At 61.4% G+C, this 26,653-nt stretch carries 27 protein-coding genes, 1 tRNA gene and 1 pseudogene; 15 read left to right on the top strand and 14 right to left on the bottom strand.

Translation table 11 applies throughout. The features are described from left to right. The 3 genes and pseudogenes from OZ411_RS19075 to OZ411_RS19065 form a co-directional block, all read left to right on the top strand. Positions 1 to 330 (top strand): annotated as a pseudogene (locus tag OZ411_RS19075) (hypothetical protein); the annotation flags it as partial. Beyond that, positions 327 to 593 (top strand): HGGxSTG domain-containing protein, encoded by a 267-nt coding sequence (locus OZ411_RS19070; RefSeq protein WP_282529179.1) that lies wholly within the window; start codon positions 327 to 329, stop codon positions 591 to 593. The pseudogene OZ411_RS19075 and the gene OZ411_RS19070, both read left to right, overlap by 4 nt. Beyond that, positions 590 to 1,048, top strand: a complete 459-nt coding sequence (locus OZ411_RS19065; protein WP_282529178.1) for an OB-fold nucleic acid binding domain-containing protein — start codon at positions 590 to 592, stop codon at positions 1,046 to 1,048. Before OZ411_RS19070 ends, OZ411_RS19065 begins: the two co-directional genes overlap by 4 nt. A gap of 23 nt (positions 1,049 to 1,071) precedes the next feature. On the opposite strand, the gene OZ411_RS19060 is transcribed toward OZ411_RS19065, so the two are convergent. After that, entirely contained in the window at positions 1,072 to 2,265 is a 1,194-nt protein-coding gene (locus OZ411_RS19060) for a hypothetical protein (RefSeq protein WP_282529177.1), read from the bottom strand. Continuing rightward, on the bottom strand, positions 2,253 to 4,541 hold the full coding sequence (locus OZ411_RS19055; RefSeq protein ID WP_282529176.1) for a hypothetical protein: 2,289 nt from the start codon (positions 4,539 to 4,541) through the stop codon (positions 2,253 to 2,255). Before OZ411_RS19055 ends, OZ411_RS19060 begins: the two co-directional genes overlap by 13 nt. Positions 4,542 to 4,828: 287 nt before the next feature. Here OZ411_RS19055 and OZ411_RS19050 point away from each other — a divergent pair, with 287 nt between their 5' ends. Continuing rightward, positions 4,829 to 5,830, top strand: a complete 1,002-nt coding sequence (locus OZ411_RS19050) for a hypothetical protein (RefSeq protein WP_282529175.1) — start codon at positions 4,829 to 4,831, stop codon at positions 5,828 to 5,830. An 87-nt stretch (positions 5,831 to 5,917) separates the two neighbouring features. On the opposite strand, the gene OZ411_RS19045 is transcribed toward OZ411_RS19050, so the two are convergent. The 3 genes from OZ411_RS19045 to OZ411_RS19035 form a co-directional block, all read right to left on the bottom strand. After that, positions 5,918 to 6,151 (bottom strand): hypothetical protein, encoded by a 234-nt coding sequence (locus OZ411_RS19045; protein ID WP_282529174.1) that lies wholly within the window; start codon positions 6,149 to 6,151, stop codon positions 5,918 to 5,920. Between the two features lies 1 nt (position 6,152). Further along, positions 6,153 to 6,227 (bottom strand) — tRNA-Glu (locus tag OZ411_RS19040). Between the two features lie 53 nt (positions 6,228 to 6,280). After that, positions 6,281 to 6,616 carry a hypothetical protein gene (locus tag OZ411_RS19035; RefSeq protein ID WP_282529173.1) on the bottom strand — a complete coding sequence of 112 codons (336 nt, stop codon included), beginning with the start codon at positions 6,614 to 6,616 and terminating at the stop codon, positions 6,281 to 6,283. A 117-nt stretch (positions 6,617 to 6,733) separates the two neighbouring features. On the opposite strand from OZ411_RS19035, the gene OZ411_RS19030 reads away from it, so the two are divergent. Both OZ411_RS19030 and rpoH read left to right on the top strand, forming a co-directional pair. After that, complete coding sequence (locus OZ411_RS19030; protein ID WP_282529172.1) at positions 6,734 to 7,738, top strand: RluA family pseudouridine synthase; 1,005 nt, start codon at positions 6,734 to 6,736, stop codon at positions 7,736 to 7,738. 192 nt (positions 7,739 to 7,930) lie between these two features. Continuing rightward, the gene (rpoH, locus tag OZ411_RS19025; protein ID WP_130577186.1) at positions 7,931 to 8,827 is read left to right on the top strand and encodes an RNA polymerase sigma factor RpoH; all 897 of its coding nucleotides are present in this window, start codon (positions 7,931 to 7,933) and stop codon (positions 8,825 to 8,827) included. An 88-nt stretch (positions 8,828 to 8,915) separates the two neighbouring features. Here rpoH and OZ411_RS19020 read toward each other — a convergent pair whose 3' ends face one another. The 3 genes from OZ411_RS19020 to OZ411_RS19010 all read right to left on the bottom strand — a co-directional run bounded on the left by OZ411_RS19020 (position 8,916) and on the right by OZ411_RS19010 (position 11,793). Next, complete coding sequence (locus OZ411_RS19020; protein WP_282529171.1) at positions 8,916 to 9,539, bottom strand: N-acetylmuramoyl-L-alanine amidase; 624 nt, start codon at positions 9,537 to 9,539, stop codon at positions 8,916 to 8,918. 23 nt (positions 9,540 to 9,562) lie between these two features. Further along, entirely contained in the window at positions 9,563 to 10,780 is a 1,218-nt protein-coding gene (locus tag OZ411_RS19015; RefSeq protein ID WP_282529170.1) for a GGDEF domain-containing protein, read from the bottom strand. A 623-nt stretch (positions 10,781 to 11,403) separates the two neighbouring features. After that, positions 11,404 to 11,793 carry a response regulator gene (locus OZ411_RS19010; protein ID WP_130577183.1) on the bottom strand — a complete coding sequence of 130 codons (390 nt, stop codon included), beginning with the start codon at positions 11,791 to 11,793 and terminating at the stop codon, positions 11,404 to 11,406. A gap of 126 nt (positions 11,794 to 11,919) precedes the next feature. Here OZ411_RS19010 and OZ411_RS19005 point away from each other — a divergent pair, with 126 nt between their 5' ends. After that, on the top strand, positions 11,920 to 12,774 hold the full coding sequence (locus tag OZ411_RS19005; protein WP_282529169.1) for an SDR family NAD(P)-dependent oxidoreductase: 855 nt from the start codon (positions 11,920 to 11,922) through the stop codon (positions 12,772 to 12,774). Positions 12,775 to 13,047: 273 nt separating this feature from the next. Here the strand turns inward: OZ411_RS19005 and OZ411_RS19000 are convergent, their stop codons facing one another. The 3 genes from OZ411_RS19000 to OZ411_RS18990 form a co-directional block, all read right to left on the bottom strand. Then, positions 13,048 to 13,536, bottom strand: a complete 489-nt coding sequence (locus OZ411_RS19000; protein ID WP_282529168.1) for a DUF417 family protein — start codon at positions 13,534 to 13,536, stop codon at positions 13,048 to 13,050. Between the two features lie 237 nt (positions 13,537 to 13,773). Continuing rightward, a complete protein-coding gene (locus tag OZ411_RS18995) occupies positions 13,774 to 14,634 on the bottom strand; it encodes an alpha/beta hydrolase (protein ID WP_282529167.1) in 861 nt (286 codons plus the stop codon). A 120-nt stretch (positions 14,635 to 14,754) separates the two neighbouring features. Then, positions 14,755 to 15,759, bottom strand: a complete 1,005-nt coding sequence (locus tag OZ411_RS18990; protein WP_282529166.1) for an alpha/beta hydrolase — start codon at positions 15,757 to 15,759, stop codon at positions 14,755 to 14,757. Positions 15,760 to 16,356: 597 nt separating this feature from the next. On the opposite strand from OZ411_RS18990, the gene OZ411_RS18985 reads away from it, so the two are divergent. Together OZ411_RS18985 and OZ411_RS18980 are read left to right on the top strand one after the other, a co-directional pair. Continuing rightward, positions 16,357 to 16,914, top strand: coding sequence for a sigma factor-like helix-turn-helix DNA-binding protein (locus OZ411_RS18985; RefSeq protein WP_282529165.1), 558 nt, complete (start codon positions 16,357 to 16,359; stop codon positions 16,912 to 16,914). A 92-nt stretch (positions 16,915 to 17,006) separates the two neighbouring features. Then, on the top strand, positions 17,007 to 17,666 hold the full coding sequence (locus tag OZ411_RS18980) for an ABATE domain-containing protein (RefSeq protein ID WP_282529164.1): 660 nt from the start codon (positions 17,007 to 17,009) through the stop codon (positions 17,664 to 17,666). 68 nt (positions 17,667 to 17,734) lie between these two features. Here OZ411_RS18980 and OZ411_RS18975 read toward each other — a convergent pair whose 3' ends face one another. Further along, positions 17,735 to 18,625 carry a cyclase family protein gene (locus OZ411_RS18975; protein WP_282529163.1) on the bottom strand — a complete coding sequence of 297 codons (891 nt, stop codon included), beginning with the start codon at positions 18,623 to 18,625 and terminating at the stop codon, positions 17,735 to 17,737. 31 nt (positions 18,626 to 18,656) lie between these two features. After that, positions 18,657 to 19,271, bottom strand: a complete 615-nt coding sequence (locus tag OZ411_RS18970) for an SRPBCC family protein (protein WP_282529162.1) — start codon at positions 19,269 to 19,271, stop codon at positions 18,657 to 18,659. Between the two features lie 335 nt (positions 19,272 to 19,606). Between OZ411_RS18970 and OZ411_RS18965 the strand changes: the two genes are divergently transcribed. The 6 genes from OZ411_RS18965 to OZ411_RS18940 all read left to right on the top strand — a co-directional run bounded on the left by OZ411_RS18965 (position 19,607) and on the right by OZ411_RS18940 (position 25,653). Next, a complete protein-coding gene (locus OZ411_RS18965) occupies positions 19,607 to 20,911 on the top strand; it encodes an MFS transporter (protein WP_282529161.1) in 1,305 nt (434 codons plus the stop codon). Between the two features lie 44 nt (positions 20,912 to 20,955). Next, a complete protein-coding gene (locus OZ411_RS18960) occupies positions 20,956 to 21,705 on the top strand; it encodes an aspartate/glutamate racemase family protein (protein WP_282529160.1) in 750 nt (249 codons plus the stop codon). A gap of 112 nt (positions 21,706 to 21,817) precedes the next feature. Then, positions 21,818 to 22,558 carry a GntR family transcriptional regulator gene (locus OZ411_RS18955; RefSeq protein ID WP_282529159.1) on the top strand — a complete coding sequence of 247 codons (741 nt, stop codon included), beginning with the start codon at positions 21,818 to 21,820 and terminating at the stop codon, positions 22,556 to 22,558. After that, positions 22,555 to 23,328, top strand: coding sequence for an aspartate/glutamate racemase family protein (locus OZ411_RS18950; protein ID WP_130577173.1), 774 nt, complete (start codon positions 22,555 to 22,557; stop codon positions 23,326 to 23,328). The genes OZ411_RS18955 and OZ411_RS18950 overlap by 4 nt, the downstream gene beginning before the upstream one ends. Then, complete coding sequence (gene hydA / locus OZ411_RS18945) at positions 23,328 to 24,746, top strand: dihydropyrimidinase (RefSeq protein ID WP_282529158.1); 1,419 nt, start codon at positions 23,328 to 23,330, stop codon at positions 24,744 to 24,746. Before OZ411_RS18950 ends, hydA begins: the two co-directional genes overlap by 1 nt. A 22-nt stretch (positions 24,747 to 24,768) precedes the next feature. Next, entirely contained in the window at positions 24,769 to 25,653 is an 885-nt protein-coding gene (locus tag OZ411_RS18940; protein ID WP_282529157.1) for an alpha/beta hydrolase, read from the top strand. Between the two features lie 79 nt (positions 25,654 to 25,732). Here the strand turns inward: OZ411_RS18940 and OZ411_RS18935 are convergent, their stop codons facing one another. Continuing rightward, positions 25,733 to 26,599: a hypothetical protein gene (locus tag OZ411_RS18935; protein ID WP_282529156.1), complete on the bottom strand. Its 867-nt coding sequence runs from the start codon at positions 26,597 to 26,599 to the stop codon at positions 25,733 to 25,735. Positions 26,600 to 26,653 lie beyond the last annotated feature (54 nt).

The following is a 26,653-nucleotide window of genomic DNA, read 5'->3' as shown; positions in this document are numbered from 1 at the left end:
ATGGCGATGCGATGTGCCCATCACCTCGCCAATGCCGACGACCTCGCCCAGCACGACAGCGCCGCGCGCGCGTTGGGCAGGCTCGCCCGCACGTTTCCCGCCCAGATCGAGGCACTCAACCGCTACCGGAGCCATGGCGAGCCCGCCATCACCGTGCAGAACGTGAAGGTGGAGGACGGCGGCAAGGCCATTGTCGGCAACGTCACGCAGCATGCGAACGTGATCGTTTCGGACAAGAACCGGGCCTCCGCGGCGCGGAAGGCGCCGAAGGCCGCGGGCTCCAAGCGAGGGCAAGCTTCCGCTGATGCCAAGCGGGACGCACAGCCATGAGCGATCACATCAGACATACCGGCCCGATGCTGGCGAGCCCACGTTGTGGCGCCAAAACCCGTTGCGGCGGCGCGTGCCGCTCGCCGGCGGTGCACGGCAAAAAGCGCTGCCGCATGCACGGCGGCGCACAGGGATCCGGCGCGCCAACGGCAAACCAGAACGCGCGCAAGCACGGCCTGTTCACCAGGGATGCGATCGCCGAGCGAAGGGAGATACGGGCGTTGCTGGGTGAGGCGCGGAAGCTGCTGGAGGAGATGAAGTGATCATTTCAAGCTCAGGCGGGCGGGCGACTCGGATTGCCATTGCAGGCCTCGTTCTCGTCTGGCAGATGCCAGGCTCCGCCAAAGGCGTCATGTTCATCACCCTCGAAGACGAAAGCGCCAATGCCGATCTTATCGTCTGGCCATCGGTGTTCGCCAAATGCCGCCGCGCGATCTTAAGCGCATCCATGCTCGGATGCCGCCGCAAGGTGCAGAAGGCGAACGGCGTCATTCATCTCATTGTGGAGGACGTTGCCGACCGCACCGCCGATCTCAAGAAGGTGTCGGGGCTCGACGGCGCGTTCCCGTTACAGAATGGACGAGGAGACGACGTAAAAGGCGGCGGCAGCGGGCCGGATAGCCGCAAACCCAGACCGCCTATCATCCGGCGGCGGGACATGTATGAGCCGGACCTTCATATCGACACGCTGAAGGTGAAGGCACGGAATTTTCGTTAGGAAGAAAAGATCGAGTTGAACCGTTATGCCTGACCGTTCCGCTTCATGTGCGACGGGCGTGAGAGGATAATAGCCGCGCTTACCCCCTTGAGTTGCTCAATCCCCGTTTGCAGCTCGTGATGTTGCTCCGTTTGCGCGCAATCATCCCATACGACGGCAACGATGGTATCGAACTCTTTTGATCGGCTAAGATACAACCCCGTGTCCGAGGCAATTTCATCAATCACGGCCTTAAAACCGACCTGGCCCGGCTGACGGATGTATTTTACTTCGACCAACGTTCTCAAAGACAGCACAGCAAGGTCGGCCCGTGGGTGCGCGTGACCAATCGAGGGCAGATTCTCTTCGTCATCTACGTCCGAAAATACGGGCGCGAGGATCGCCCACAGTAAACTTTGGACATGGTATTCATTTTCAACGTCCCAACGCGCGACAGCGGATCGCGGCGTTCGTGGCTTTTCCTCGTACGGCCAGCGCTTGAACGCACGCGCGACGTTTCGCAGTAGCGCAACGAGATCTTCTCTGGTCGGAGAAGCAAGCCGCACCTGTCCAAGACGCGCCGAAAGGATATCGAATGCCGCCAGCCGAACCGCGTCGAGCCCCGACACATTTTCCAGAGGGCAAGATTGCACAGTCGCCAACCATGCCTCCTCATCGACCGCTTGCGACGACAAGCCCAACCCCTTTGCGGCAGCAACAACAGCTAGTTCAGCGGGGCGGACGCTAAGATTGTCATCGCCTAAAACGACCAGTGCCAATCGCGCAAGGCCTTGATGCCACGGGTCGCTCGCGAGTTCGCTGAGAGATCTGGCAAGAATGTCCTGACACCACTTCTCGTCATTGGACGATTGTTCTGACTTTGCGCCGAACGCGACGCCGAGCAAAGCGATACCATCTACCTCGAAGCGTCGCGGCCTGCCTGCGACAAAGAACGCACGGCCCCTCAAGTGCTCAAGTTCTTCGCGCAAAATTTTCTTTTGCTGTTCTTCGAGCAACCCTGCAATCGCGCCGAAGCCCAGAGCGGCGACATGCTCCGGGTGGCGCGCTTGACCCGTGAAGGATACGGCCTTCTGGACTGCCGACCGAAGGGCGTCCGTCCGGTCCAAGGCCCATGCACGGAAGGCCTCGACGTGGCAGTTCAGCTCTCGCGCCTGATCCACTTCGGCAAGCAGGCTTCGCCGAACCTCCTGAAGGGTTGGCGGCGTCAAAGGAACCATAGGGTCCGACCAATCTGACCGAATTGAACGGCTTCGGCATCCCAGTTCGGAACATTTGCAAGACCCGTGAGCCGCTCCGCGATGAGGTCCGAATAGCGTATGGTGATTGGAAACGGTTCAGGTGCGAGCATGCGCCACGAATGCCCCGAGAACTCAAAGGCCTGACGTGCGAGATACGTCATATCCTTGAACGTGGAATGCCGGTGCAATTTAAGCAAGCTGGGGCGCGGCATACCATCACTCGCTTGCTTCAGCTCAGACGCTCCTGAAAACACAACGAGCGATTCATAGTCGCCGAGCTTGATGTGGAGGCCGCGCGATGGTCCGAGAACGCCTTTTTTAGGATCACGGAAGCCGATACCAGGCTGGCCGTTGTCGAATACGATGTAAGGATTGTCCGATGCTACATGCACGAAAGCAAACGTGACGTCCTCGAGCCCCAAATCGTCCACGGTTCGCTTGATAGCGTCAGCTTCGGTATCCTTAGGCGGTTTGAACATGTGGAACACCAAGCGCACTTTATCTGTGCTGCGCCAGTTGTCCTGCTTCCGTACCAGCGTTATCGCGCGCTTCAGCGTGTCGTAAAGCGCATCGGCGTATTTCTCGAACGGGACAACGGCTGTTTTGTCGCTGAGAAGGTAGCTACCATCGCTTGAGAAAACCGTCGTGATGCCGACGAAGCGCTTGTGCGATCCAATTCGACTCCCGCTCACCGTGTGCGAACCCAAGCCGATGACTAATTCATGTGCGACGGTCTGTTTTGCCGCGAGGAGCCAAGGTGTACCACCGAGTTTCGCATAAGTCGCCAAGCTCATGTGGTTCATCGCGAATACGAGGTTCGCGTCGCTCAACCCCATGGTTTCCAGACGAACACTTTGCACAGCAACGTCGCGCTTCAGCAGCACAGCCTTCGTCACGTAATAGGGGTTATCGTCCCCATCGAATTCTTTGAACTCTTCTTCCACCTGGACAAGCGCCAAGTTCCATTTAAATCCCTCGTCTGCTGCCTGTTGAAGCACCTTCCGGCTCGCTTCAACGTAGTCGCTTGCGGAAGCAGACGGCGTGGTGAAGAACGCAACCTTCGGCTTTTCGAGATGAAACCGCCGAATGAAGCCGTCCCCATAGCGCGCGATGTTGTTCTTTCCGGAGACGGTGTTCGGCATTCCGTCAAGGAATTTCGCTACGAAGCGATCGACCTGGCCCTCGTGCTTAGCCTGGCAGATCACCGCTATATTGAGCTTTTTGGGCGAGAACGTTCGCTGATCGTAAGGCCCGCTCGTCTTTAAGCCCCGCTCGCTCCGCTCGTCCTTTCGCGAACTACTGGGGTCAAACACCAAAACAGGTTTTGGCATGACTTCGCTTTGCGGGAAGTCCCTGTCACGCGAGCCAATCATCGCACCGATGCGGATTTGCACACCAGGCGTTGCCTCCAGTCCTGCCTTGTCGCGGAGGAACCCCAGAGCCTCTTCCATTTGTCTTTTGCGGCCGGGCCCTGTGTTGAGCTGCTCCGCCATCTGCTCCGCGTGAGCGAGCACCGGCCCCGCCTTATCGCCAAGAATGTGCCGGACGATATCGTCAAATGCTTTGGCGCGGGATTCAGGAAAGGCTTGCGATGCCGGTATGCGGTCATACCCTTCGGCATGATCGTCTAAAATCAAGACGTCGTCCTCGACAGCGACGACGCGACCGATCAAATTGCGCCGCGGCACAAGCCGATTGTCATCGCGGGCGTTTTCGACCTGCACATAACGGCCGAGGAGCGGCACGCCCAGCGCCAGAAGATCGGCGCACGAACCGCTAATCAGGTTACGAGTTCTGCTCTCGCACACGATGCCCACAACACGCCGGCCTCCCGCCAGATGGTGTGTGCGCGTATCGAATTGCAGTGCGGTCCGGCGCTCAATCCACACTGGAAGGTCAGAATGCTGTATGAGGCCACGCGCCGCCGAGCCGAGAACAGTCACCGGATAGTCCGAGATAATGTCACGCGCTCCGGCGAAGGCGCGCATCAGCGCGGCTGACAGGAGCTGTGGCCAGTGCTCTCTCGCCTCCGCGAGGTTCACTTTCTCCTGAAGATTACCAAGAGGCTTGGCGCTAGGCGCGACCGGGATATCCAGGATGACATCATCTCTGCCGCGGCGGCGGAAAACGTGGGTATCATGGTATTCCCGGCGCAGATCGGTTAGCGTCTCTTTACTGTAGGGCTGCATGCCTACGAAAACCGTTGTTTCTCCGGTCAGTGAAATGGGCGCAAAGTTCAGCGTATAATTCGGCATGGTTTATCGCGGAAAAATAGGGGACCCGAGGCGGCGCTGGGCCATTAAGACCGTGAGCGGCTGGAACTAGCGGACCCGAAGCCTTGGCATCCGTCAAGCTGGGTTGTTGGGGATGACCCCACTAGCCACGGTTGAAAGATGTGGATTTCGCTGGGTTTTTGCGAGAAGTACGCTTTGGGACGGCGCACACAAGAAGAACATCTCGGCCGGGTCCTTAGGCAGTCGTTAGCCTTACTCCCCGCATCGTATCGTTCGATTTTCGAGCGTTCCTTCAGACGATGGCCTCCGTGATCAAGAACATTCCCACAACCGACGAACTTCTTCTCGTTAGCCTGCGCCTGTATTTCAAAGCGTGGGGTGATGTGACGGGCATCATCACCGAATGGGCCAAGTACGGCCATTGGGCCTCGGAAGCACTGGAAGGGGACGAAGCTAACGACGCCCAGGCGGGATGGGAGAAATACATAGCCGCTGCACAAAGCGATCTTCAAAGTATCTTTACGCTCATCCAGCAGAGCCAGGAGATCGGCCTGAAGGCTCGCATCTGCGCGGTTAGCCCGTATCTTCTTTTGAAACGGACGGACATCAAGCCGAGCGACGGCGAAAATGGCGTGTGGGATTTCACAGACTTTCCGACGCTGGAGGCCTCAGAACTCGTCCGGGTGCACAACATGTTCTGTTCGACGACGTTGTCAAAGGATTTCCAGGCCAAGTACGAAGAGATCCGGCGTGGCCGCAACAAGATATCTCATCTTGGCATCTATCGGCAGAACATCGAACCACTTGCGATTATCGATATTCTTCAACTGCACTACAGCGAGCTCTATCCGGGGCGCCGCTGGATGGAAGATCGGCTCCACTTCGCGGCGCTCGGAAAGTGGGCGGACTTCTCATTCGACAGTGATTTCAGCGAGCGCACCGGTCTTTATACCGAACTCTGGCACCTGATCCCTGAGTTGACGGAGAACCAATTCAAGTGGCTGATGGGTCATGAACGCGGCGAAGAACGCTTCATTTGCCATGAATGCGGTCACGAAGCTGGGTTGGGCAACACTGAACCTTATGCGCGTGATGTGCCGACGGCCTACGCGGTCGGCGATGGCCGGGTACGATGCGTTATTTGCGATAAAGAATATCCGATGCAGCGCGCGGCTCCATGCCCTGTGACGGATTGTGGATGCAAGTGGCAAAGCGCACTCGAAGGATTCGAAGGTCTCTGCATGAAGTGCGGCTGGGCACCGGAAGAGTGGCAGGGGTCCGCCAACCGGAAGATGCCCTCAGGCGGCTAACCGCCAGAACATGCCGTCGCCAAAAATTTTTTCTTGAGCAAGGGAGGCAATTGTTCCGGCGCGGCATGGTGCGCTCTGTTCTCCGCTTCACCTTTCATAACGGAGAAGCAGAGCATGCCGCACATCATCACCTTCGGAAAACGTCTTATGCCGCTCGACGAAATCGCGCTCGTTGAACCGTAGTTCCGGCCGAAACGTTTCGAGCAGAGTATATCGTTTGCCGAGCGGTTTGAAATCGTTGATAATTTGTTTTTGCCTCCAGTTGGAGGCTCGTCGGGCGCTTTGACGCATCACGCAAATGGAGCGGGTGATGCGCGTCAAGTGGCGCTCCCTAGGGGAATCGAACCCCTGTTTCAGCCTTGAGAGGGCCGCGTCCTAACCGCTAGACGAAGGGAGCGTTGCGGTCTCAGGCAATAGCCTCGAAAACCGAAAACTGCAAGCGAGCTTGGCTCAGGGTTCGCTGACGAAGCGCAGTTTTCCTGAAGGTTTCAGCGTTTTTGCGTCGAAGGTGCGGATTTCGGTGGCCCCGCCTATATCAAGGGTCACCACCAGGCGGTCGCCGGCGGTGCCGGTGGACACGATGCGGGCGCCCTTCGGCAGGGCCGCCGTGATGTCGGTCGTGGCGGCAGGGCTTCCCTCCCCGCGGTAAAAGCGATAGCCGACGGCGATGAGGACCACGGCGACTGCGAGCGCCGAGGTCAGGCCCGCGATCAGCATCATCCGCCGCACCCGCGCGATCAGGGCGGCCTGCTCTTGGGTCGGTTCAGGAAAGGTTGTTTCGGTCATGCGCGGCTCTTTAAACATGATCGGGGAAAGTGGAAACCGGTTTTGCCGGAAAAGGTAAGCACATACGAAGCGGAACAGGGCTTGTCGCCCGATCACGCTCCCCCTGGCGCCCACAGGTTGGCCGTCGTCGTTCAGGGCGATGAGGGGTCGCCGCGGCTCGACCGTGTCCTCGCCGCGCGCTTGCCGGAATTGTCGCGCTCGCGGCTGAAGGCGCTGATCCTCGCCGGTTCCGTCACCGTGAAGGACGCCCCCGTCCGCGACCCTGCTTTTCACGTCGCCGAAGGCGACACGGTGGAGGTCGACGTTCCGGAAGCGGTGCCGCCGGAGCCCAAGGGCGAGGATATCGCACTCGATATCGTCTATGAAGACGACGACCTCATCGTCATCGACAAGCCGGCCGGCCTCGTGGTGCATCCCGCCGCCGGCCATGAGAGCGGCACGCTGGTCAACGCCCTGATCGCCCATTGCGGCGCAAGCCTTTCCGGCATCGGCGGCGTGCGGCGTCCGGGGATCGTGCATCGGCTGGACAAGGACACCACCGGCTTGATGGTGGTCGCCAAGAACGACCAGGCCCACCAGTCGCTGACCGCGCAATTTGCCGACCATGGCCGCACCGGGGAGATGGAGCGCGGCTATATGGCCTTCATCTGGGGTGTGCCGAACCGCCAGCGCGGCACCATCGACGCGCCGATCGACCGTCATCCGCATGCGCGCGAGAAGATGGCGGTGCGCGAAGGCGGTCGCGAGGCGATCACCCATTGGGAGCTACAGGACGTATTTCAGGGGCAGGCCGGCAAGCCGGTCGCCTCCCTGCTGGCCTGCCGGCTCGAGACCGGACGCACCCATCAGATCCGGGTGCACCTCGCCCATATCGGCCATCCCTTGCTAGGCGATTCGGTCTACGGCCCGCATTTCAAGACCAAGGCCAGCCAACTGGGGCTCGAGGCGCAAGCCGCGCTGGCCGCCCTCGGCCGCCAGGCGCTCCACGCGTACCTTCTTACCATCGAGCATCCCAGGACCGGGGAAATTTTGCATTGGGAAGCGCCTTTGCCGGAGGATTTGCTTCTCCTGAAATGCGCCCTGGGAGGTGGCGCTATGACGCACCCCTTGAAAAAGGGCTGATATGACAATAGGTTATACCAGCCACACGGGGACGTGACGTCAGCAATCCTTCCCTATCAGGGCCCATTGGGTGTATTGTTGCACCTGCGTTGAATATCCAACGCGGAACATCGCAAGCCGGCCGGCTTTAACACAGCGGCGGCCTGCCGGGCCCGCCGCTATCGGGGGCCTGAACCACTGGAGGGCGCAAGTATGGCCCGTACAGCCACTTTACCGGTTCTCAATGGAGAATCCGGTCTTTCTAGATACCTCGCCGAGATCCGTCGGTTCCCGATGCTGGAACCGCAAGAGGAATATATGCTCGCCAAACGTTGGCGCGAGCACGACGATCGCGACGCGGCACATAAACTCGTCACCAGCCACCTCAGGCTCGTGGCCAAGATCGCCATGGGCTATCGCGGCTACGGCTTGCCGATATCCGAAGTCGTTTCGGAAGGCAATGTCGGCCTGATGCAGGCGGTGAAGCGGTTCGAGCCCGAGAAGGGCTTCCGTCTCGCCACCTACGCCATGTGGTGGATCAAGGCGTCGATTCAAGAGTACATCCTGCGTTCCTGGTCGCTCGTGAAAATGGGCACGACCGCGAACCAGAAGAAGCTGTTCTTCAACCTTCGCAAGGCGAAGAGCAAGATCTCCGCATTGGACGAGGGTGACCTTCACCCCGACCAGGTGAAGCTGATTGCGAGCCGCCTTGGCGTGACGGCTCAGGACGTGATCGACATGAACCGCCGTCTCGGCGGGGACGCGTCGCTCAACGCGCCGATCCGCGACGACGGCGAAGCAGGCGAATGGCAGGACTGGCTGGTCGACACCGCGCCGAACGCGGAAGCCCTGATGGCGGAGAGCGAAGAGTTCGATCATCGCCGCCAGGCCTTGACCGGCGCCATCAACGTGCTCAACCCGCGCGAACGCCGCATCTTCGAGGCGCGGCGCCTCGCGGACGAGCCGATGACGCTGGAAGACCTCGCCGCCGAGTTCGGCGTGTCGCGCGAACGCGTGCGGCAGATCGAGGTCCGCGCTTTCGAGAAGGTGCAATCGGCCGTCAAGGGCACGATCGCCAAGCAGGAAGCGGCGCTCGAAGCCGCGCACTAACGGCACCAGACAAATCACTCGGTCAAAGCCGGCGGCAACGCCGGCTTTTTCTTTGCGGCCATGAACCCGCTGAACGCGCGACTCCCGCCTACTCGCCCCACTCCTTAGCCATCTTCGCCAAGGCGCAGCCCTCGCAATAGCGGGCGTCCTTGAAGTCGATCCAGTTGTGGGCGTAGACGCGTTCGAGCGGGATGTTGTAACGGGTGCGCAGCACCTTCACCAGGATCCGCCACGCCGCGACTTGCGCCTCGGTGGGCGGGCGCGTCACGTCGGGATAGTTGCCGGCGAATTCGACGCCGATCGAATTGCCGGCAACGACCTGGTGATAGGTCGCGCCGTTGTCGATATATTTGTTGTCGTTGCGGTTGGCGCCGTCGCCATGGGTCGTCACCAGCTTCTCGTCGACCGCCCAATAGACCGTGCCGTCGGTCTCGACCCACACCATCACGCCGCGCCGGCTCGGGTTCTTCGATTGCGCCTGTGCGCCGCCGCGGGCCGAGCCTGCCGGGCCCTCGGTCTGGTGCACGATGATGTTGCGCCAGGGATGGGATCTTGCGACGTCGCCCCAGGGCGCCAGCCACACCATCTTCAGACCGGGGATTTCGGGTGCGCCCGAGGATCGCGCGATCGCCGCAAGGTCAGGCGTCTGCGCGAAGACCGACGTGACGAGCGCGGCGGTGCAGAGCGCCGCCGCAAGCAGGCGAAGGTTCATGCATCAGCCCCCGTGAGGCGGCTTCACGCCGTTTTGCGCCGCGCGATGTCAGGCATGTCGGCGATCTCGGGCACCAGCGACGGGGCCGGCTCGGAGATCGCGTAGCCGTCGCGGCCACGCTTCTTGGCTTCATAGAGCGCCCGGTCGGCGGCGGCGATCAGCCGGTCCGGATAGGCGCCGATCTCCATGGTCCATTGCGCGACCCCGATCGACACCGCGATCGGGATCTCCTTGCCCGAGCATTCGGCCGCATCGGCCCGGCACACCTCCAGCACGCGGCGGGCGATCATCGCCCCCTCGCCCAGCGTGGACGACGGCAGCACGATGCAGAACTCGTCGCCGCCGCTGCGTGCCAGCATGTCGGCCGGCCGCAACCTCGTCTGCGCCATCAGCGAGAAATGCTGCAGGCAGGCGTCGCCGGCGGCATGGCCATGGGTGTCGTTGATGCCCTTGAAGCCGTCGAGGTCGATCACGAGCAGCGCAAACGGCTCGCCGCTGCGCACCGAGCGGGCGCATTCCTCGGTCAATCGCTGCAGCAGGTGGCGGCGGTTGCCGACCCCGGTGAGGTCATCGAGCAGCGCGAGATCGGCGACCTCGTTGCGCAGCCGGTCGATCGCCATCAGCAGGAAGCCGAAGTTCCAGGCCATCGACAGGAATATCACGATCAGGATCAGGGCTGCCTGAAGTCCGTTGAAGTCGACGATCGAGAGATCGCCCCCGACCTGCAGCAGCGCGAGGGCGGAGCGAGCGGCATAGGCGATGATGAGAAGGACGCTGCAGATGGCGGCCAGCCGGGCGCCGGGATTCTGGTCTTCGCGCCGCATCATCACCAAATGCAACGTGATCGCTGCCGGGACGATCTGTCCCAGGGAATAGATGGCGATCCGCATCGGCATGTCGTCCTGCACGAACTGGAAATAGGCGAGGCCGATGCAGGTCAGGCCGGTGCCGAGCGCGGGGGCGCGCCAGGAGATCGGGATATTGTAGAACCGCTGGACGCCCATCACGACGAACCAGCACGCGAAGATCAGAAGCGCATTGCAGCCGATCAGCAGCAAGCGGAAGTCGACCACGCCGCGCAGCATCGAAGCCGCGGCGCCGGCGGTTGCCGCAAACGCGGCGGCGGTCCAGAACCGCGCCGCCTCGAATTTGGGATAGCAGCGCAGCACATAGACCCAGACCAGGCCGAGCGCGAAGAAGTTGGTGACAGACACCGTCCACAGCGTCGGAACACTCAGCACCGCAAATCCAGGATGTGCATCCTGCCCCTACCCAAAGGTGAACGGGCCGCCCGTGACGGCTCTGTTTCGGCCGGCAACATGCCGTCGTCTGGCTTAACGGAATCTCAATTCGATCGCCTACTCGGTGCTTTGGTTTTGAAACAATGAAGATCGAATTTCCGCAGCATTAACCTTACCCGCCCGGCCGTTCGATGACGCCGAGAGCGTGTGGCGCGGGGTGGAGCTTGGCAGGTTCGGCAAAAAAATCGCGTAAAAATGCGTAACAGTTGTGGATAACACGATGACAGTGAGGTGACAGCCCGCGGCAGCACGCCGCGAATCTGTTGAGCTTCTCAACCGAGGATGTTGCGAGGTTGGCCCTCCGCCAAGCATGCCTCAGTGTCGCGTTTCAATCCATTTAACCCTGAGAGGATACTATGGCTAAGAAAGCGAAGAAGGCGAAAAAGGCGAAGAAGGCCACCAAGAAGAAGAAGGCCAAGAAGTAACTGTTTTCAGCCCGGGCGGCGGCGCGCGCTCGCCCTGCCCGGGCGCTCAAACCGGGGGTGGTCAAACCGGCGGGCTTGCGGCCCGCCGTTTGATTTTGCGCCCCCGATCGGAGCCCATAACGCGCATCGGATTATGCCCTAGCGCCCGCCAACCCGCGCCAGCACCATCCGCTCCGCCTCGCGGATCACATCCAGCGGCGCCCAAGGCTTCGACCAGAATTTCGCGCCATCCGGCAGCTTCCGCCTAAGCGGCTTGCCCGAGGTGACGATGACGCCGAGGGCGGGATTGCAGCGCTTGGCGATATGGGCGAGCTCAACGCCGTCCTTGTAGCCGGCGAGCTCGACATCGGTCATCATCAGATCGAGGTCCTCGCCGTCGCGCTGCAAGACCACCTCCGCAGCTTCAGCGCTGGCGCATTCGATCACATCGAAATCACTCTCTTCCAGCAAGAGCCCGATCATCTGCCGCTGCATCGGGTCGTCTTCAACGACGAGCGCTCTTGCGCGAAGCGGCCTTGCTTGTTCCATTGGCGCCTCCGTTCGTGAAGTAAAGAGGGTTAAAACCTGCCCCCCGAACTGGTTCAGTTCCAATCCCGAAATACTTGCGGAACCCTGTGCTACAGATAGGTCCCTCATCCCTGGGAGCCGAAAGCAATGACTGCGATCTCCGGAAGCGCGGTGGCTGTCACGGGCGCCGCCAGCGGCATCGGCCGGGCGCTCGCGCTCGAGCTTGCCGCACGCGGCGCCGATCTCGCGCTGGCCGACCGCGACGAGGCCGGCCTTGCCGCGGTGGCCGCCGAGATTGCGAAAACAGGCGCGCCGAAAGTCACGGTGCATCGCGTCGATGTCGGCGAGGCCAATCAAATCGCGGATTTCGCGGAAGCCGCAACCAGCGCGCATCCGTCCCTCAACATCCTCATCAACAATGCCGGGGTCACCCTGCTCGGCCAGTTCCACGAGATCGACCAGGCCCAGATGGAGTGGCTGTTCAACATCAATTTCTGGGGCACAGTGCATGTGACGCGCGCGTTCCTGCCGCAGCTTGCGCGGCAACGCGAAGCGCATATCGTCAACGTCTCCTCGATCTTCGGCATCGTCGCACCGCCCGGCCAGACCGCCTATTGCGCCTCCAAATTTGCGGTGCGCGGCTTCTCCGAAAGCCTGCGGCATGAGCTTGCCGCCGCACGCAGCCCGGTGCGGCTGTCGGTGGTGCATCCGGGCGGCGTCGCCACCAACATCGTCCGCAATTCCCGCACCGGCGCCGGCGTGTCAGACAATGCGCGCCGCGCGCAGGCGATCGAATGGTTCGATGCGGCAGCCCGGACGACACCGACTGCCGCCGCGCGCTCCATCATCGAAGGCGCCGAGAACAACCGGCCGCGCATCCTGATCGGCAGCGACGCGCGCTTGATGGACCTGCTGCAACGCTTCCTGCCGGCAACGTATTGGTCGGTGTTGCAGCGGCGGCTCGGGAAAGAGACGGCGCAAGCGGGGAAGTCCTCGCGATAGCGCCGTAGGATGGGTAGAGCGCAGCGAAACCCATCGCGATGAAGCGAGCGGCGCGAATGATGGGTTTCGCTGCGCTCTACCCATCCTACGACCGTCGTCCCGGCGAAAGCAGAGTCCCATAACCACAGATGCTTGTCGTGGCGCGAGCAAGCGGTTGTAGAGGTGTAGGGTGGGCAAAGGCGCACTTGCGCCGTGCCCACCATCCAGTGCCGTGCTCGCGATGGTGGGCACGCTTCGCTTTGCCCACCCTACGGCGTCGTCGCGACTTTTGATTCACATGCTGCGCGATCGGATGAAAGATCGCGGCAAGGAGGCGAGGAACAACACGAGGCAGACGCAGAGCAGGACGATATCCTTGAATATGAACTCGCCGGTCAAGTTCCAGGCCATCGGGTCGCTCGACCAACTCCAGACAACGACACCCGGCGTCGTGAAGAAGAATGACCAGGTGATGGCGAACGTGATCACGCCCAATAGCGAACTAATGGCTGACAAGATCGGGCTGAACGCGCCTGCCGCAAGCAGCACTGCGATACCAAGCTCGGCAACGCCGAGGAAATACGCTTCTCCCCGGAGACCAAATACCGACAACCACGAAATGAATGGACTATTGCTGATGAATTGAACGATGCCCTGCGCGGACTGCAATGTGAATTTCTGCATGCCAAACGACACGAAGATGACAACCATGACCCAGCGCAGGATAGCCAGCGGTCGGTAAGACCCGTCTCCCTTTTCGGCGACGTTGAAAGGTGTCTTCATGTGGAGCACTTCTCTCCTTGAGTGACTACATGACATCCCTTACGCGCGGTAGTGCCCGTCGTTACGAGTACCTGCAGCTTCCTGGTTCACAACGATGTGTATCAGGATGGATCGCGAACGATTGGTTCGGCGACGTCCTGCGAGCTCTGGAGCCCGCCAAATTTCTCGAGAAAGTCGCGCGCATCGACTCTCGGGAGAGGGCTGTTCGCGCCGCACCGCGGCGGCCGATCTATCGGCTCACTTCAAACGCGAAAGAAAACCGCGGATCGCTGCGGCGATCTCCTCGCAGTGGGTCTCAAGTGCGAAATGCCCGGTATCGAAGAAGCGGACTTCCGCGCCCGGAATGTCCCGCTTGAACGCCTCCGCGCCCGGCGGCAGAAAGAAAGGATCGTTCTTGCCCCATACCGCCAGGAACGGCGGCTTGTGCTTGCGGAAGTATTCCTGAAAGGCCGGGTAGAGTGCGACGTTGCTCTTGTAGTCGCCAAACAGGTCGAGCTGGACCTCGTCGGCGCCGGGGCGGGCCAAATAGAAGTTGTCGAGTGAATAGCCGTCCGGAGACACAGCGGACGTGTCGGACACGCCGTGCGTATATTGCCAGATCGTCGCCTCAGGCGCGAGGAAGGATCGGAGCGCGTTGCGATTGGCTTGCGAGGGATCCTGCCAATAGGCCTGGATCGGATTCCAACCCTCGCTCAGCCCCTCCTCATAGGCGTTGCCGTTTTGCGAGATGATCGCCGTGATGCGTTCGGGATGGCGAGCAGCCAATCGAAAGCCGGTCGGGGCGCCGTAGTCGAACACGTAGATTGCGAAGCGGGTGAGCCCGATCACTTCGGCGAAGCGCTCGATCACTTCGGCCAATCGGTCGAACGTGTAGGAGAACTTGTCGCGAGACGGCATGTCGGATTGGCCGAAGCCGGGCAGATCCGGCGCTATGACGCGAAAGCGATCCGACAACGCCGGGATCAATTCGCGGAACATATGGCCGGAAGTTGGGAATCCGTGAAGCAGCAGCAGTGCTGTCGCATCGGCCGGCCCGGCCTCCCGATAGAATACCTTGAACCCGTCGACGTCCGCCTTCCGGTAATGAACCTTGGCCATGGAGAAGTTCCCGCCTGCTTGGAGACTAGTAACCTGATGACAACGTTTTGACCGGCTACTACATCCGATGTGGTCGATCCAGTTCATTCCGCTCAATCCCACGTGACTGCCCTTGACGCATCAAGCCGATAGAAAGGCGTCCAGGAGTTGGGTTGTGTCCGTGGGGTTTTCTTCGGGAAAGAAGTGGCCGCCTTTCATGGCCTGCCCCTGCACATTGTCGGCCCACCTCCGCCAGATTCCCAATGGGCCACCATCCTGTCCGTAGAAGGTATCGAGCGGTCCGCCGACAGCCCAGAGATGCAGCATCGGGCATGTGATACGCCGCGAGTCTTCCCTGTCCTTCTTGTCATGCTCGATATCCAGGGATGCAGCCGCGCGATACTCCTCGCAGATCGCGTGCACGCGAGCCGGATCGCGATACGTTTCGATGTACGCTGCCCTGACATCGGGACCAAAGGAGCCCTGGCCAAACGGATTGTCGAATACCGCACCGGGTGCGCCCAGAAGATACTTTTCCGGAAGCGGCTCCTTCTGGCACAGAAGAATCCAGGGCCAGTACGTCGTGGCGAACTTTGCGTTGGCGCGGGCCCATCCCTCCGAGATCGGGATGACGTCAAACACCGCGAGACGCCGCACCCTTTCAGGATGATCGAGCGCGAGGCGATAGGAAACGCGGCCGCCACGGTCGTGTCCGACCAGATCGAACTTCGAGAACCCAAGCTTGTCCATCACCGCTACAAGTTCGTTCCCCATTGCTCGCTTTGAATAGGGGTAGTGATCCTCGGCGGACGCCGGCACGCCGCTGCGGCCATAGCCGCGCAGATCGACGCAGATCACCGTGTGCTTGCTCGCCAGTTGCGGCGCTACGTAGCGCCACATCAGGCTGGTTCGTGGAAACCCATGCACCATGAGCAGCGGGGATCCCTTACCGTAACGCCTGATGAAAATGGTGTTGTCGCCGGTGTCGATCTCCGCCGTCTCAAACTGATCGGAAGCGGCCGATGCGGCCTCGCCGACAGGCTGGGCGGCGGCGCGTTGCGAGAGCGTGAGCGATAATACGGTACCGGAAGCGGCGGTAATTGCTCGAAGCACAGTGCGACGTGCGACGTCTGTCTTGTCGATCATCTGCTGGAGTCTCCCTGACAACGGCTGCGGATGAATGCCAACCGCGCTGACTTGACCACATGAAGTTCCCGCCTCTCAGGCATAGTAACTTGTCTGTTACGCAGTCGGCGGTTACGTCACTTCTTCTTGATATGGCTGTTCCGGCCCACCTTGACCGGTCTCACGTGACCATCTTTCGTTGGGTGAACTGGTTTGGTTACAGGGAACGCCGATCGTCAGGGAAATTTTCGCGTGCCGCACGGCGGGATTGACCGTCGCGATGTGCAGAGCCGGAAACAGCCGAACTACTCCTGGGCGTGTCCAGGTGCCGTTCGATTGTTGATGTGGACGACGGGGCGATCGCCGCCAGCGCCTACGGTCTTCTCAGAAAGCCGTTCGAAACCAGCGCGTTTCTTGATTGCGTCGAGAGGAGCCTCTCCAATGGACACCATCCACGATAGAATAACCGATTGCGCTGCATCCGCCTTGACGCAGCGCGCCCGGAGTTCAGCCGAGAAGCTCCTGTCCTTTGACGTCGCAGGACGTTCGTCGCGAAGCGCGCAGAACGCATTGCAGTCCACGAATTGGGATAGCCGTTCCGAGCGATGGGGTCGTCTGATGGTCGCCGCGCAGGATGGTGACAGCCGGGCCTACGAGCAGTTACTCCGCGAAATAGACGTCTGGCTCCGTCGTTATTATGCACGGCGGCTTCCCTATCCTGTATCAGATGATGCAAGACAGGATGCGCTTCTCGCGATCCATGCCAAACGGCACACATACGCTCCGTCGAGAGCGTTCGGGGCCTGGGTCAGGGCGATTGCACGCTACAAGGGAATCGATCGCATACGTGACGCGTCTCGATTCGCCGCGCTCCCGCTCGACGAAGACATATCGATCGGGGACCACGAGGGGACCGCGGTAAGTGCCGCCACGATGGACGACTTGCTTGGCCGGCTGAAGCCCGCGCAAGCCATTGTGATCCGCCTCGTGAAGCTCAACGGCCTGAGCATTGCCCGCGCGTCCGACGTCACAGGCCAGTCTGCGCCGCTCGTCAAGATCAACATCCATCGAGGCCTGAAGAGATTAGCTGCCCTGGTCTCCTGCGACGTCGTTGCCGCAACGACGCCCGCTCATTCTCAGAAACGCCGCAGCACGCGAGGTGCAAAGAGCATCTAAATGGGTTTGTGCAGGTTATTGCAGACAAGCTACCAGCGGCTATATTTCGCCTTGCCGGCTTATCGATAATTGCCGGCTTCTCTGGGACCCCTGTGACAACCAAGCGCTCGCCAGCTTTCTTCATCGCCGATAACCCGGGACTGGACTTCTTGAATTCCATTGCGGTCCCGGTGGATGTCAAGGTCGAGTGGCTGGCCTCGGGAGACGATCTTCTGGCGTGGCTGAAACAAGCCGGATTGGTGCCGGACGAGGTGCTGAACGCTTTTCGCAAGAGCGCCCTTCCCGGCGAGCTGGACGCCATCGCGGCGCAAGCGCGCGCGCTGCGGGACTGGTTCAAACCCTTTGTCTACAAACATATGGGTAAGCCCATTGGGCAGAATGCCCTGCGCCAACTCGAACCGCTTAATCAAATGCTGGCGCGCGACGACGAATTCGGCCAGGTCGTGGTGCGTGATCGGCCTAACAACCGGCACCATGGCCATGGCGGGGTTTCCGGCCTCGTCTGGCGCCGCGAGCGGCGCTGGCAATCGCCGGAGTCGCTGCTTCTCCCATTGGCGCGATCGCTGGCCGACCTCGTCTGCACCGAAGACTTCACTTACGTGAAGGCGTGCGAGGGGCCGGACTGCACGCTCTTGTTTGTCGATCGAACCCGAAGCCGCGCGCGCAGGTGGTGCAGCATGGCGGTGTGCGGCAATCGGGCGAAACAGGCCGCGCATCGGAAGCGCGTCCAGCAAGCAAGACGTTCAAAGTAGAAGCATCCGCCGGACGCATGGATCCGCCATAGCGGCGGTCCCGGCGGCCTCACTTGTCGCGCAACCGGTCAACGGCCGTCCGGGCCACCTGACATCATGCCCGACGGAATCTGGCGCGGCCCAAAGATCGCCTTCGCCACGTCGCCGACGGCCTCGACGTTCTCCTCCACATCCTGAAAGCAAACAATCCTGCAAGGGCAGGCCTCGAGCCCCTCATAACGCCATGGAAACGCGCCGATGACGGCGCGCTTGTTCAGCATCAGCTCGATGTCGCCGCCGACGTTCTCAGCGTGAATGAGCCCTTCCTGGAATGCCTGCGAGTGAAACGGAAAATAGTCTTCGACGACTTTTCGCCCCGAACGCTTGTGCGTGTACGAATTCTTTCCGAAGAACTCGTCGCAGCTCATTCCGACCTTGGCCTCGAACTGCTTTGCGAGGTCAGGCCGCATGCGCCGGATTGTGGTGTTCATCGCGTGATCGCCGGAACCGCAGTCGATCCCGAACCATTTGATCTTCTTCTTCAGCATCCAGTCGAGAAGCTCCTGCTTCCCTCCGGGATGCATGCAGAAATACTTCACCAGGTCCTGCTGCGGCTTGCCTTCCCAATAGCGGTGCCAGCCAGTGTGAATGATAAGGATGTCGCCGTCCTTTACTTCAACCGGCGCACTCTCGATCATTTCGGGAGTGATGACAGCCCAATCTTCCATGTGCTTGGACACGTCGACGACGGCGCCCGGTCCAACCAGGAAATCCAGCGGATAGGATGCCATGTCGCCCATCCCATCCGTGCCGTGCATCGCACCGTCAATGTGGGTTCCGACATGGAGCGCGGAATCGATCCGCTGCGCGACGATGTGGATCGTCTGCAGATTTTGCGCGTAGTACATCTTGTTGCCGGCATATCCGACCCAGCCGGGCGTGTGCACATTCATCAGATGAGACAAGTCGACGATCTTCATCGCGCGAATTCCTTTGCTTACGTTGATTGGCTTACGCAGCCTTCTTGAAGAGCGAGTTCAGCCACCCTTTCAGAGCCGCAAGAAGCAGCGAGGTGGTGTTGAGCGGCTTGACCGCTCCCGAACCAGGCGCGAATTGCGGGGCCGACTTCGTCAATGAATCCGCCTGAGGACTGCCTGCTTCGGCTGCCGCCGCGGCGCTTCTGGCGCCGAGTTCGGTCTCGGCATTTCTCACAAATTCACGGACAAGCTGATTGGCGATCTCGGTGATGAGCCCGGTTCTTCCAAACTGAGCGATGGTTCCGGAGAGCTGGACGTCGGCGAGGACGTCAACGCGAGTGGCGCTTCCCTCAGGAACAAGCGTGCACAGCATCGACATTTTGCCGCGGCTGGCGCCTTTCCTGTCGACGCCCTTCCCCTCGAACTCGACCTTCTTTGCCTCTTCGTCGTATTTGACCTTTGCTTCGCCTTCGAAGCTCGCCTGGAATGGGCCCACTTTGGCGGAGACCTTTCCACTGATCGAGCCGTCGTCCTTCGTACCGAGATATTCTGCTCCAGGCAGGCACGCGGCGACGCTCGGAACGTCGTAGAAGAACGTCCACACCGTGGGGAAAGGTTGCGATACAACGAAGTTCTGCTTGATCTCCATGCCTTGCCTTGGAAGTTGTCAGAGCATCCGGTTCAGCGATCTCATGTATTTTTTAACTATATTCAAATCTATACAGCAAAATTGAAATACGCAATCTCATTTGGTCAGGCCCCGCCGGCCGCCCAATTCGTAATCAGCTCCGCGATAAAATTTCAGCACCGCAGGTAACAACGATATTGAAATATTATATATATCAGTATGATATGTCGTATTGCATGCAGCATACAAAATGTTGTTGCCGCTCATCTTCGACTGGACCAGACTTGGCCACGTCAGGGGACGAATGAACGTCAATGGAGACGCTCGCTGGAAGTCTGCCGGCATGGGAGGGAGCAATGAGCGAGCAGGTGTCCGCCATCGGAGCGACAGGCGCCGTCAGACCGACCGGTGTGCGCTGGAACATCTTCCTGCTGATGCTGTTCCTGATCTCGATCAACTACATCGATCGCGCCTCGCTCTCGGTGGCGATGCCGCTGATCTCCAAGGAGTTCGACATTGATCCGGCGATGCAGGGCCTGATCCTGAGCTCGTTCTTCTGGACCTACGCCGCCATGCAGATTCCCGGCGGCCTGCTCGCCGACCATTACAAGCCGCGGATCGTGATCGCCCTAGCGACGATCTTCTGGGGTGCCTTCCAGGCGATCGCGGCAGTGGCTACCAACTGGTGGGTGTTGCTGCTGACCCGGCTTGGGCTGGGCGCATCGGAAGCGCCGATCTATCCGGCGGGCGGCAAGCTCAACGCCATCTGGATGACGCAGAACGAGCGCGGGCGTGGCGCGACGCTGCTCGACGGAGGTGCGCCGCTCGGCGCCGCGCTCGGCTCGATCGTGATCGCGTGGCTGATCGCGGCCTTCGATTCCTGGCGCACTGCCTTTGTCATCGCCGGCGTCGGCACGATGCTGTGCGGCCTGTGGGCCTGGTACTACATCCGCAACGAACCGCGCGAGCACCCCTCGGTCAATGAAGCCGAAGCCCGCTACCTCGAACAGGCGCACGCGCTGGAAGACGCCGCCACGCCGCCCTCCTCCGGCGGAAGCTGGATGGCCTATTTCCGCTTCCGTTCGGTCTGGTGCATGTGCCTGGGCTGGATGTTCTTCAACACCACCTTCTATGGCCTGCTGACGTGGATGCCGACCTATCTGTTCAAGGTGCACAATTTCGACATCAAGGTGCTCGGCGGCGCATCCTTCATCATCTTCTTCGCAGGCTTCGTCGGCGAGTTGGTCGGCGGGTGGATCGGCGACACCTGGCGCAGCCGCGGCGGTGCGCCGAACCTGGTATTCCGCACCTTGTTCGGCATTGCCGCCGTCATGGCGACCGTGTCGATTTTCCTGGTGGCCTATGTGCGCGATCCGGTCACGGTCGTGGTGCTGCTGTCCTCCACGCTGTTCTTCCTGCGCTGGTGCGGGATGTACTGGGCCATTCCTTCCGCGCTTGCGGGCCGCGACAAATCGGGCTTTCTTGGTGGCTGCATGAATCTCGGCGGCAACATTGCGGGCATCATGACGCCGCTGATCGTCGGCCTGATCGTCCAGGCCACCGGCTCCTACTTCCTGGCCCTGATGTTCTTCGCCGCGGCCGGCGTTGCGCTGTTGATCTGCTCGACGCTGATCGACTACAGCCGCAAATTGCCGGTGTAGATAGGACGGATCGGCCGATGGCCGCGTATCTTTGAGGCTGCAACATGACTGCTCCGGTCCGGCTCGGCATGCTGACCCCTTCGTCCAACACGGCGCTGGAGCCGATCACCTATGCGATGCTGGCCGGTATCGCTGACGTCTCGGCGCATTTCTCGCGCTTCAAAGTGACTGAAATCGCGCTGTCCGAATCCGCGCTGCGCCAGTTCGACGACAGCGAGATCCTGCGCGCCGCCGAGCTGCTGGCGCATGCGAAAGTAGACGTCATTGCCTGGAACGGAACATCGGCGAGCTGGCTCGGCTTCGAGCGTGACGAACGCCTGTGCGAGCGCATCACGGCCGCGACCGGCATCAAGGCCTGTACCACCGTGCTCGCCTACCGCGACCTGTTCCGGCGCCGCAAGGCGGAGCGCATCGGGCTGGTGACGCCCTATCGCCGCGACGTGCAGGACAAGATCATCGCCAACTGGGCTTCCGAAGGCCTGCACTGCGTCGCCGAGCGCCATCTTTCGCTGCAGGACAATTTTTCCTTCGCCGAAGTGCCGGAGACCGAGGTGGCGACACTGATCGAAGAGGTCGCGCGCGAGGGCTGCGATGCGGTCGCGGTGGTCTGCACCAATATGCGCGGAGCGGACGCCGCCGCGCGGCTCGAGGCGAAGCTTGGTGTCCCGGTGTTCGATTCGATCGCGGTCACCCTGTGGGCGTGCCTGGCTGCAACCGGCGTCGATCCGTCGCGCGTTCGCGGCTGGGGCAGCCTGTTTCAAATCCCGATCGAGGGCCACAGCCAATTTTATTGACGCGCTTCCCAGGACACTCGAAGGTGCGGAGATTCGATGAGCGGAACGAAAACTGACCGTGACTGAGACCAAAACGACCAAGACCAGGAAAGCGCCCAAATCACGCCGCGGCGTGACGGCGCTGCAACGGCGGCGGCTGCGCGTGCCGCGAACCGGCCTGCATGAGCAGGCCGCGACGCGGCTTCGCACGCTGATCGTGCGCGGCGATCTTCAGCCCGGCGAGCAATTGCTCGAAGCCGATCTGTCCGAGGCGCTCGGCATCTCGCGCACGCCGCTCCGCGAGGCCCTGAAGCAATTGGCGGCCGAAGGTCTGGTCGAACTGCGGCTCAACCGCAGCGCCGTCGTCGCGCCGTTCCGGCGCGAAGAGTTGACCGAACTGTTCGAGGCGGTGAGCGGGATCGAGCGCTGCGCCGCCGAGCTCGCCGCGACGCGGATGGTGGAGCGCGACGTTGAGCGACTGGAGGCGCTACAGGAGCGCATCGAATGGCACCACGAGCGCGGCGAGCTGCGCGAATATTTCGAGACCAACCAGCAGATTCACAGCGCCATCGTCGACTTCGCCCGCAACGCGGTGTTGAAGGCCACGCACGATATTTTGCTGGCGCGGGTGGAACGCGCGCGCTTCTTTGCCCTGTCGGTCCATGGTCGATGGGATGAATCGGTGCGCGAGCATCAGGACATTCTGGCCGCGCTCAAAGCCGGTGACGCCGACCGCGCCGGACGGCTGCTTGGCCACCATGTCCGCCGCACCGGCGAGATCATGGCCACCACGCTGGATGGCGAGACGGATGATGCCGGCCCGGCGAAAGCCCGGCCCAACATGCGCGGCATCACGAGAAAGGCCGCGCCGTGAAGATCCTGCTGCTCAATCCCAACACAACGACAGCGGTGACCGACCTGCTCCATGCGGCCGGCGCGCAAGTAGCCACGCCCGGCACCGAGCTGGTGGCGATGACGGCGAGCCGCGGCGTGCCCTATATCGCAACCCGGGCCGAAGCGCAGATCGGCGGCGCCATCGCGCTGGAAATGCTGGCCGAGGCCAGCACCGGTATCGATGCAGCGATCATTGCCGCCTTCGGCGATCCCGGCCTGTTCGGGGCGCGCGAACTGTTTGACATTCCAGTCGTGGGCCTGGCCGAAGCCGCGATGCTGACCGCCTGCATGGTCGGTCAGCGATTTGCCATCGTGACGTTCGCTCGCGCGCTCGCGCCCTGGTACCAGGAATGCGTCGCCATGCACGGTCTCGGCGCGCGTTGCGCCGGCATACGGACGCTCGACGATGGCTTCCGATCCATTGCGGATGTTCAGGCCGAGAAGGAAGACATGCTGGTGACGCTCGCCAACCGCGCCGTCGAGCAGGATGGCGCCGATGTCGTCATTCTTTCCGGAGCGCCACTGGCGGGCCTTGCTGCCAAGGTCAGCCATCGCATTCCGGTGCCGGTGATCGATCCGATCGCCGCGGCGGTGCGGCAGGCCGAGACGCTCGCCGTGCTGAAGCTGCGCAAGCCCGTCGCCGGGACGTTCCGCCGTCCCGATGCCAAGGCAACCATTGGGTTGGCGGAGCCGCTGGCCGCTGTCATCGAGCATCGGAAGCGACATGACGCTGAAGGAGGGTCCAACTGATGCCGTTCAACACCATCATCCGCGGCGGCACCGTTGCGACCGCCGCCGACACCTTTGCCTGCGACGTCGGAATCCAGGACGGCAAGATCGCGGCCTTGGGGCGCGATCTCGGCACGGCGGAGACGATCATTGACGCCACCGGTCGCCTGGTGCTGCCCGGCGGCATCGACAGCCACGTGCATTTCGCCCAGCCATCAGGCGACGGCATCGTCATGGCCGACGGCTTTGCCAGCGGCACGCGCTCGGCGGCGTTCGGCGGCAACACCACCGTGCTGCCGTTCTGCCTGCAGGAGAAAGGCCAGACGCTGCGCGAGGCACTGCGGCGCTACCACGCGCTGGCGGACGGCGAATGTCATGTCGATGTCGCCTTTCACCTCATCGTCACCGACCCGACCGAGCAGGTGCTCGGCCAGGAGCTGCCGGCGCTGGTGGAGGATGGCTACACCTCGCTCAAGGTGTTCATGACCTATGAGGGGCTGGCGCTGTCGGACCGCGAACTGCTCGAAACCATGTCGGTTGCGCGCGAGACGGGCGCCATGCTGATGGTGCATGCGGAAAATTTCGACGCCATCCGCTTCCTCACCGACCGTCTCGAACGCGCCGGCAAGACCGCGCCGCGCTTCCATGCGACCTCGCGGCCAATTCCAGTCGAGCGCGAAGCCACGCATCGCGCCATCTCGCTGGCCGAGCTCGTCGACGTGCCGATCATGATCGTGCATGTGTCGAACCGCGACGCGATGGAGGAAATCCGCCGTGCTCGGCAACGCGGGCTGAACGTGCTGGGCGAGACCTGTCCGCAATATCTGGTTCTGACCGAGAACGATCTCGAACAGCTCAACATGGAAGGCGCCAAGTATGTGTGCTCGCCGCCGCCACGCGACGTCGCGAGCCAACAGGCATGCTGGGAAGGCCTGCAGCAAAAGGTGTTCTCGGTCTTCTCATCCGACCATTGCCCGTTCCGCTATGATGACCCGCAGGGAAAGCTCGTGCCCAAGGGCCGTACCAGCTTCCGCTGGGTGCCGAACGGCATTCCCGGCGTGGCGACACGATTGCCGATCCTGTTCTCGGAAGGCGTGGTGAAGGGCCGCATCGACCTCAACGATTTCGTCGCGTTCAGCGCGACCAATCACGCAAAGATCTACGGTCTCTACCCGCGCAAGGGCACGATTGCGGTCGGATCTGACGCCGACATCGCGCTGTGGGATCCGAAGCGCAAGGTCACGATCCGCCACGAGCTTATCCATGATGGCGCTGATTACACGCCCTATGATGGGCTCGAGGTCACGGGCTGGCCGGTGCTGACCATGGTGCGCGGACGCGTGGTGGTGGACGATGGCGTTCTGGTCGGGGCCAAGGGCTACGGCACCTACCTGCCGCGGAGCAAGCCCGTGGCGACGGCTAACTTTTCACATCCTTAAGATCTGACGGCGGGAGATCAACATGCCCTATGCGACGACGGACGACGGAGTGCGCCTTTATTTCGAGGAAACGGGAGCCGGCCGTCCCGTCATCTTCGTTCATGAATTCGCCGGAGATCTGCGCAGCTACGAGCTGCAGATGCGACATTTCGGCAAGCGCTATCGCAGCATTGCCTTCAACGCGCGCGGCTTCCCGCCGTCCGACGTGCCGGAGCAGGTCTTGTCCTATTCGCAGGCACGCGCGGCCGACGACATCCTCGCGGTGCTCGATCATATCGGCGAGCAGCAGGCCCATATCGTCGGCCTGTCGATGGGCGGCTTTGCGACCCTGCATTTCGGCCTGCGTCATCCCGAGCGGGCGCTGTCACTTTGCATCGGCGGCTGCGGCTACGGCACCGAGCCCGACAAGCGCGAGACGTTCCGCGCTGAAGCCGACGTGATCGCCGGCATGATCCGGGCCGAGGGCATGCCGGCGTTCGCCGAGCGCTATGCCTACGGGCCGACACGCGTGCAATATCAGAACAAGGACCCGCGCGGTCACGCCGAGTTCAAGACCATGCTGGCCGAACATTCGGCGGTCGGATCGGCCAACACGCAGCAAGGGGTGCAGAAGGAGAGGCCTTCGCTTTATTCGCTGATCGAGGAGATGAAGCGCATCACCGTGCCGACGTTGATCATCACGGGCGATGAGGATTGGCCGTGCCTGCTGCCGGGCATTCTCATGAAGCAGAGCATTCCTTCGGCCGCGCTCGCGGTGATGCCGAATTCGGGGCATGCGATCAACATCGAGGAGCCGGAGGAGTACAACCGGATCGTCGGCGATTTCCTGGCCCAGGTCGATTGCGACCGCTGGCCGCTCCGCGATCCACGGGCGGTCAGCACCTCGATCACCGGAATGAAGGATTAATGGCCCTCATGGATTGAAAAAGCATGTCCTTGCCGATTGGCATGACCATGCTCCAGCGAACAAAGCGCAGGAGCGCCTGCTAGTTGCGGACTGCGTACAGAGGCGTTCTGACCGTCAGTTGATAGGCGGGCTTCGGCACCCACATGATTTCGGCTGTGACGCCAAACAGCCGATTGTCGTTATCGTCCAAGCGATCGAGATCGAGCCGCACGATCGGTTGTGTGAAGGGCTGAACGGGCGCAAGGGCTAGAAGATGCGCCCCTTCGAAGGACTGCACGCCCACACGGCCGGTGAACTTCCAATTATTGGACCATTGATAGTAGCCGCCGACATAGGCGATCGTGTTCGGGTTGATCTTCACGAGCGTAGTGCCGACGTCAGTGCGCGTGTCCTGGAAACCGGCGAGGAAGCCTTTGGTCTCATCAGGATCAAGAGCATAGTCGAATTCGAGAATGTTGTTGAAGGAGGTTGTGGCCAGCGGACCATTGGGGATCGACTGTGTGATCGTCGATTGCAGCGTCACGGTCGGGAAGGTCCCGCCGTTCTGCTGGTAGAGATCCGCCTGGAAGCCGATGTTCCAGCTTGTGACTTGAAAGGATGACCACCCAGTGCCTCCGAACTCCGTCGAACTGCCGGAGACGCCTGCGTATAGCGAGACGCTGTCCGTGACATCGACCGTCAACGGAAAATCCACGTTGAGAGATTTCGCTGCTGGCAGGCCGGTCGGAAACGCCGCGCGGTTCGGTGTTGCGAGCGTTTGCAACGCATTGAACAGAGTTGGACGTCCAAAGCCGAATGTGAGCGATCCTGCCGGCACCTGCGCGTAGATTGTTCTCAGGTCAAGATAGACCGCCGGTATCGATGCGCTGATAGCGCCGTCGTCATCATTTGCGCCAAAGGCTGTCCCAGCGGAGAAGATCAATGTCGCGCACAGTCCAGCTTTCAAGATCAGCCTGAAAGCCGAAAATTCTGCGCCGCTACATTGAGGAGCATCCAAGGC

The sequence above is a fragment of the Bradyrhizobium sp. Arg237L genome, from assembly GCF_029990105.1.
GTDB lineage: Bacteria > Pseudomonadota > Alphaproteobacteria > Rhizobiales > Xanthobacteraceae > Bradyrhizobium.
This window is presented reverse-complemented; position numbering and strand designations above follow the sequence as displayed.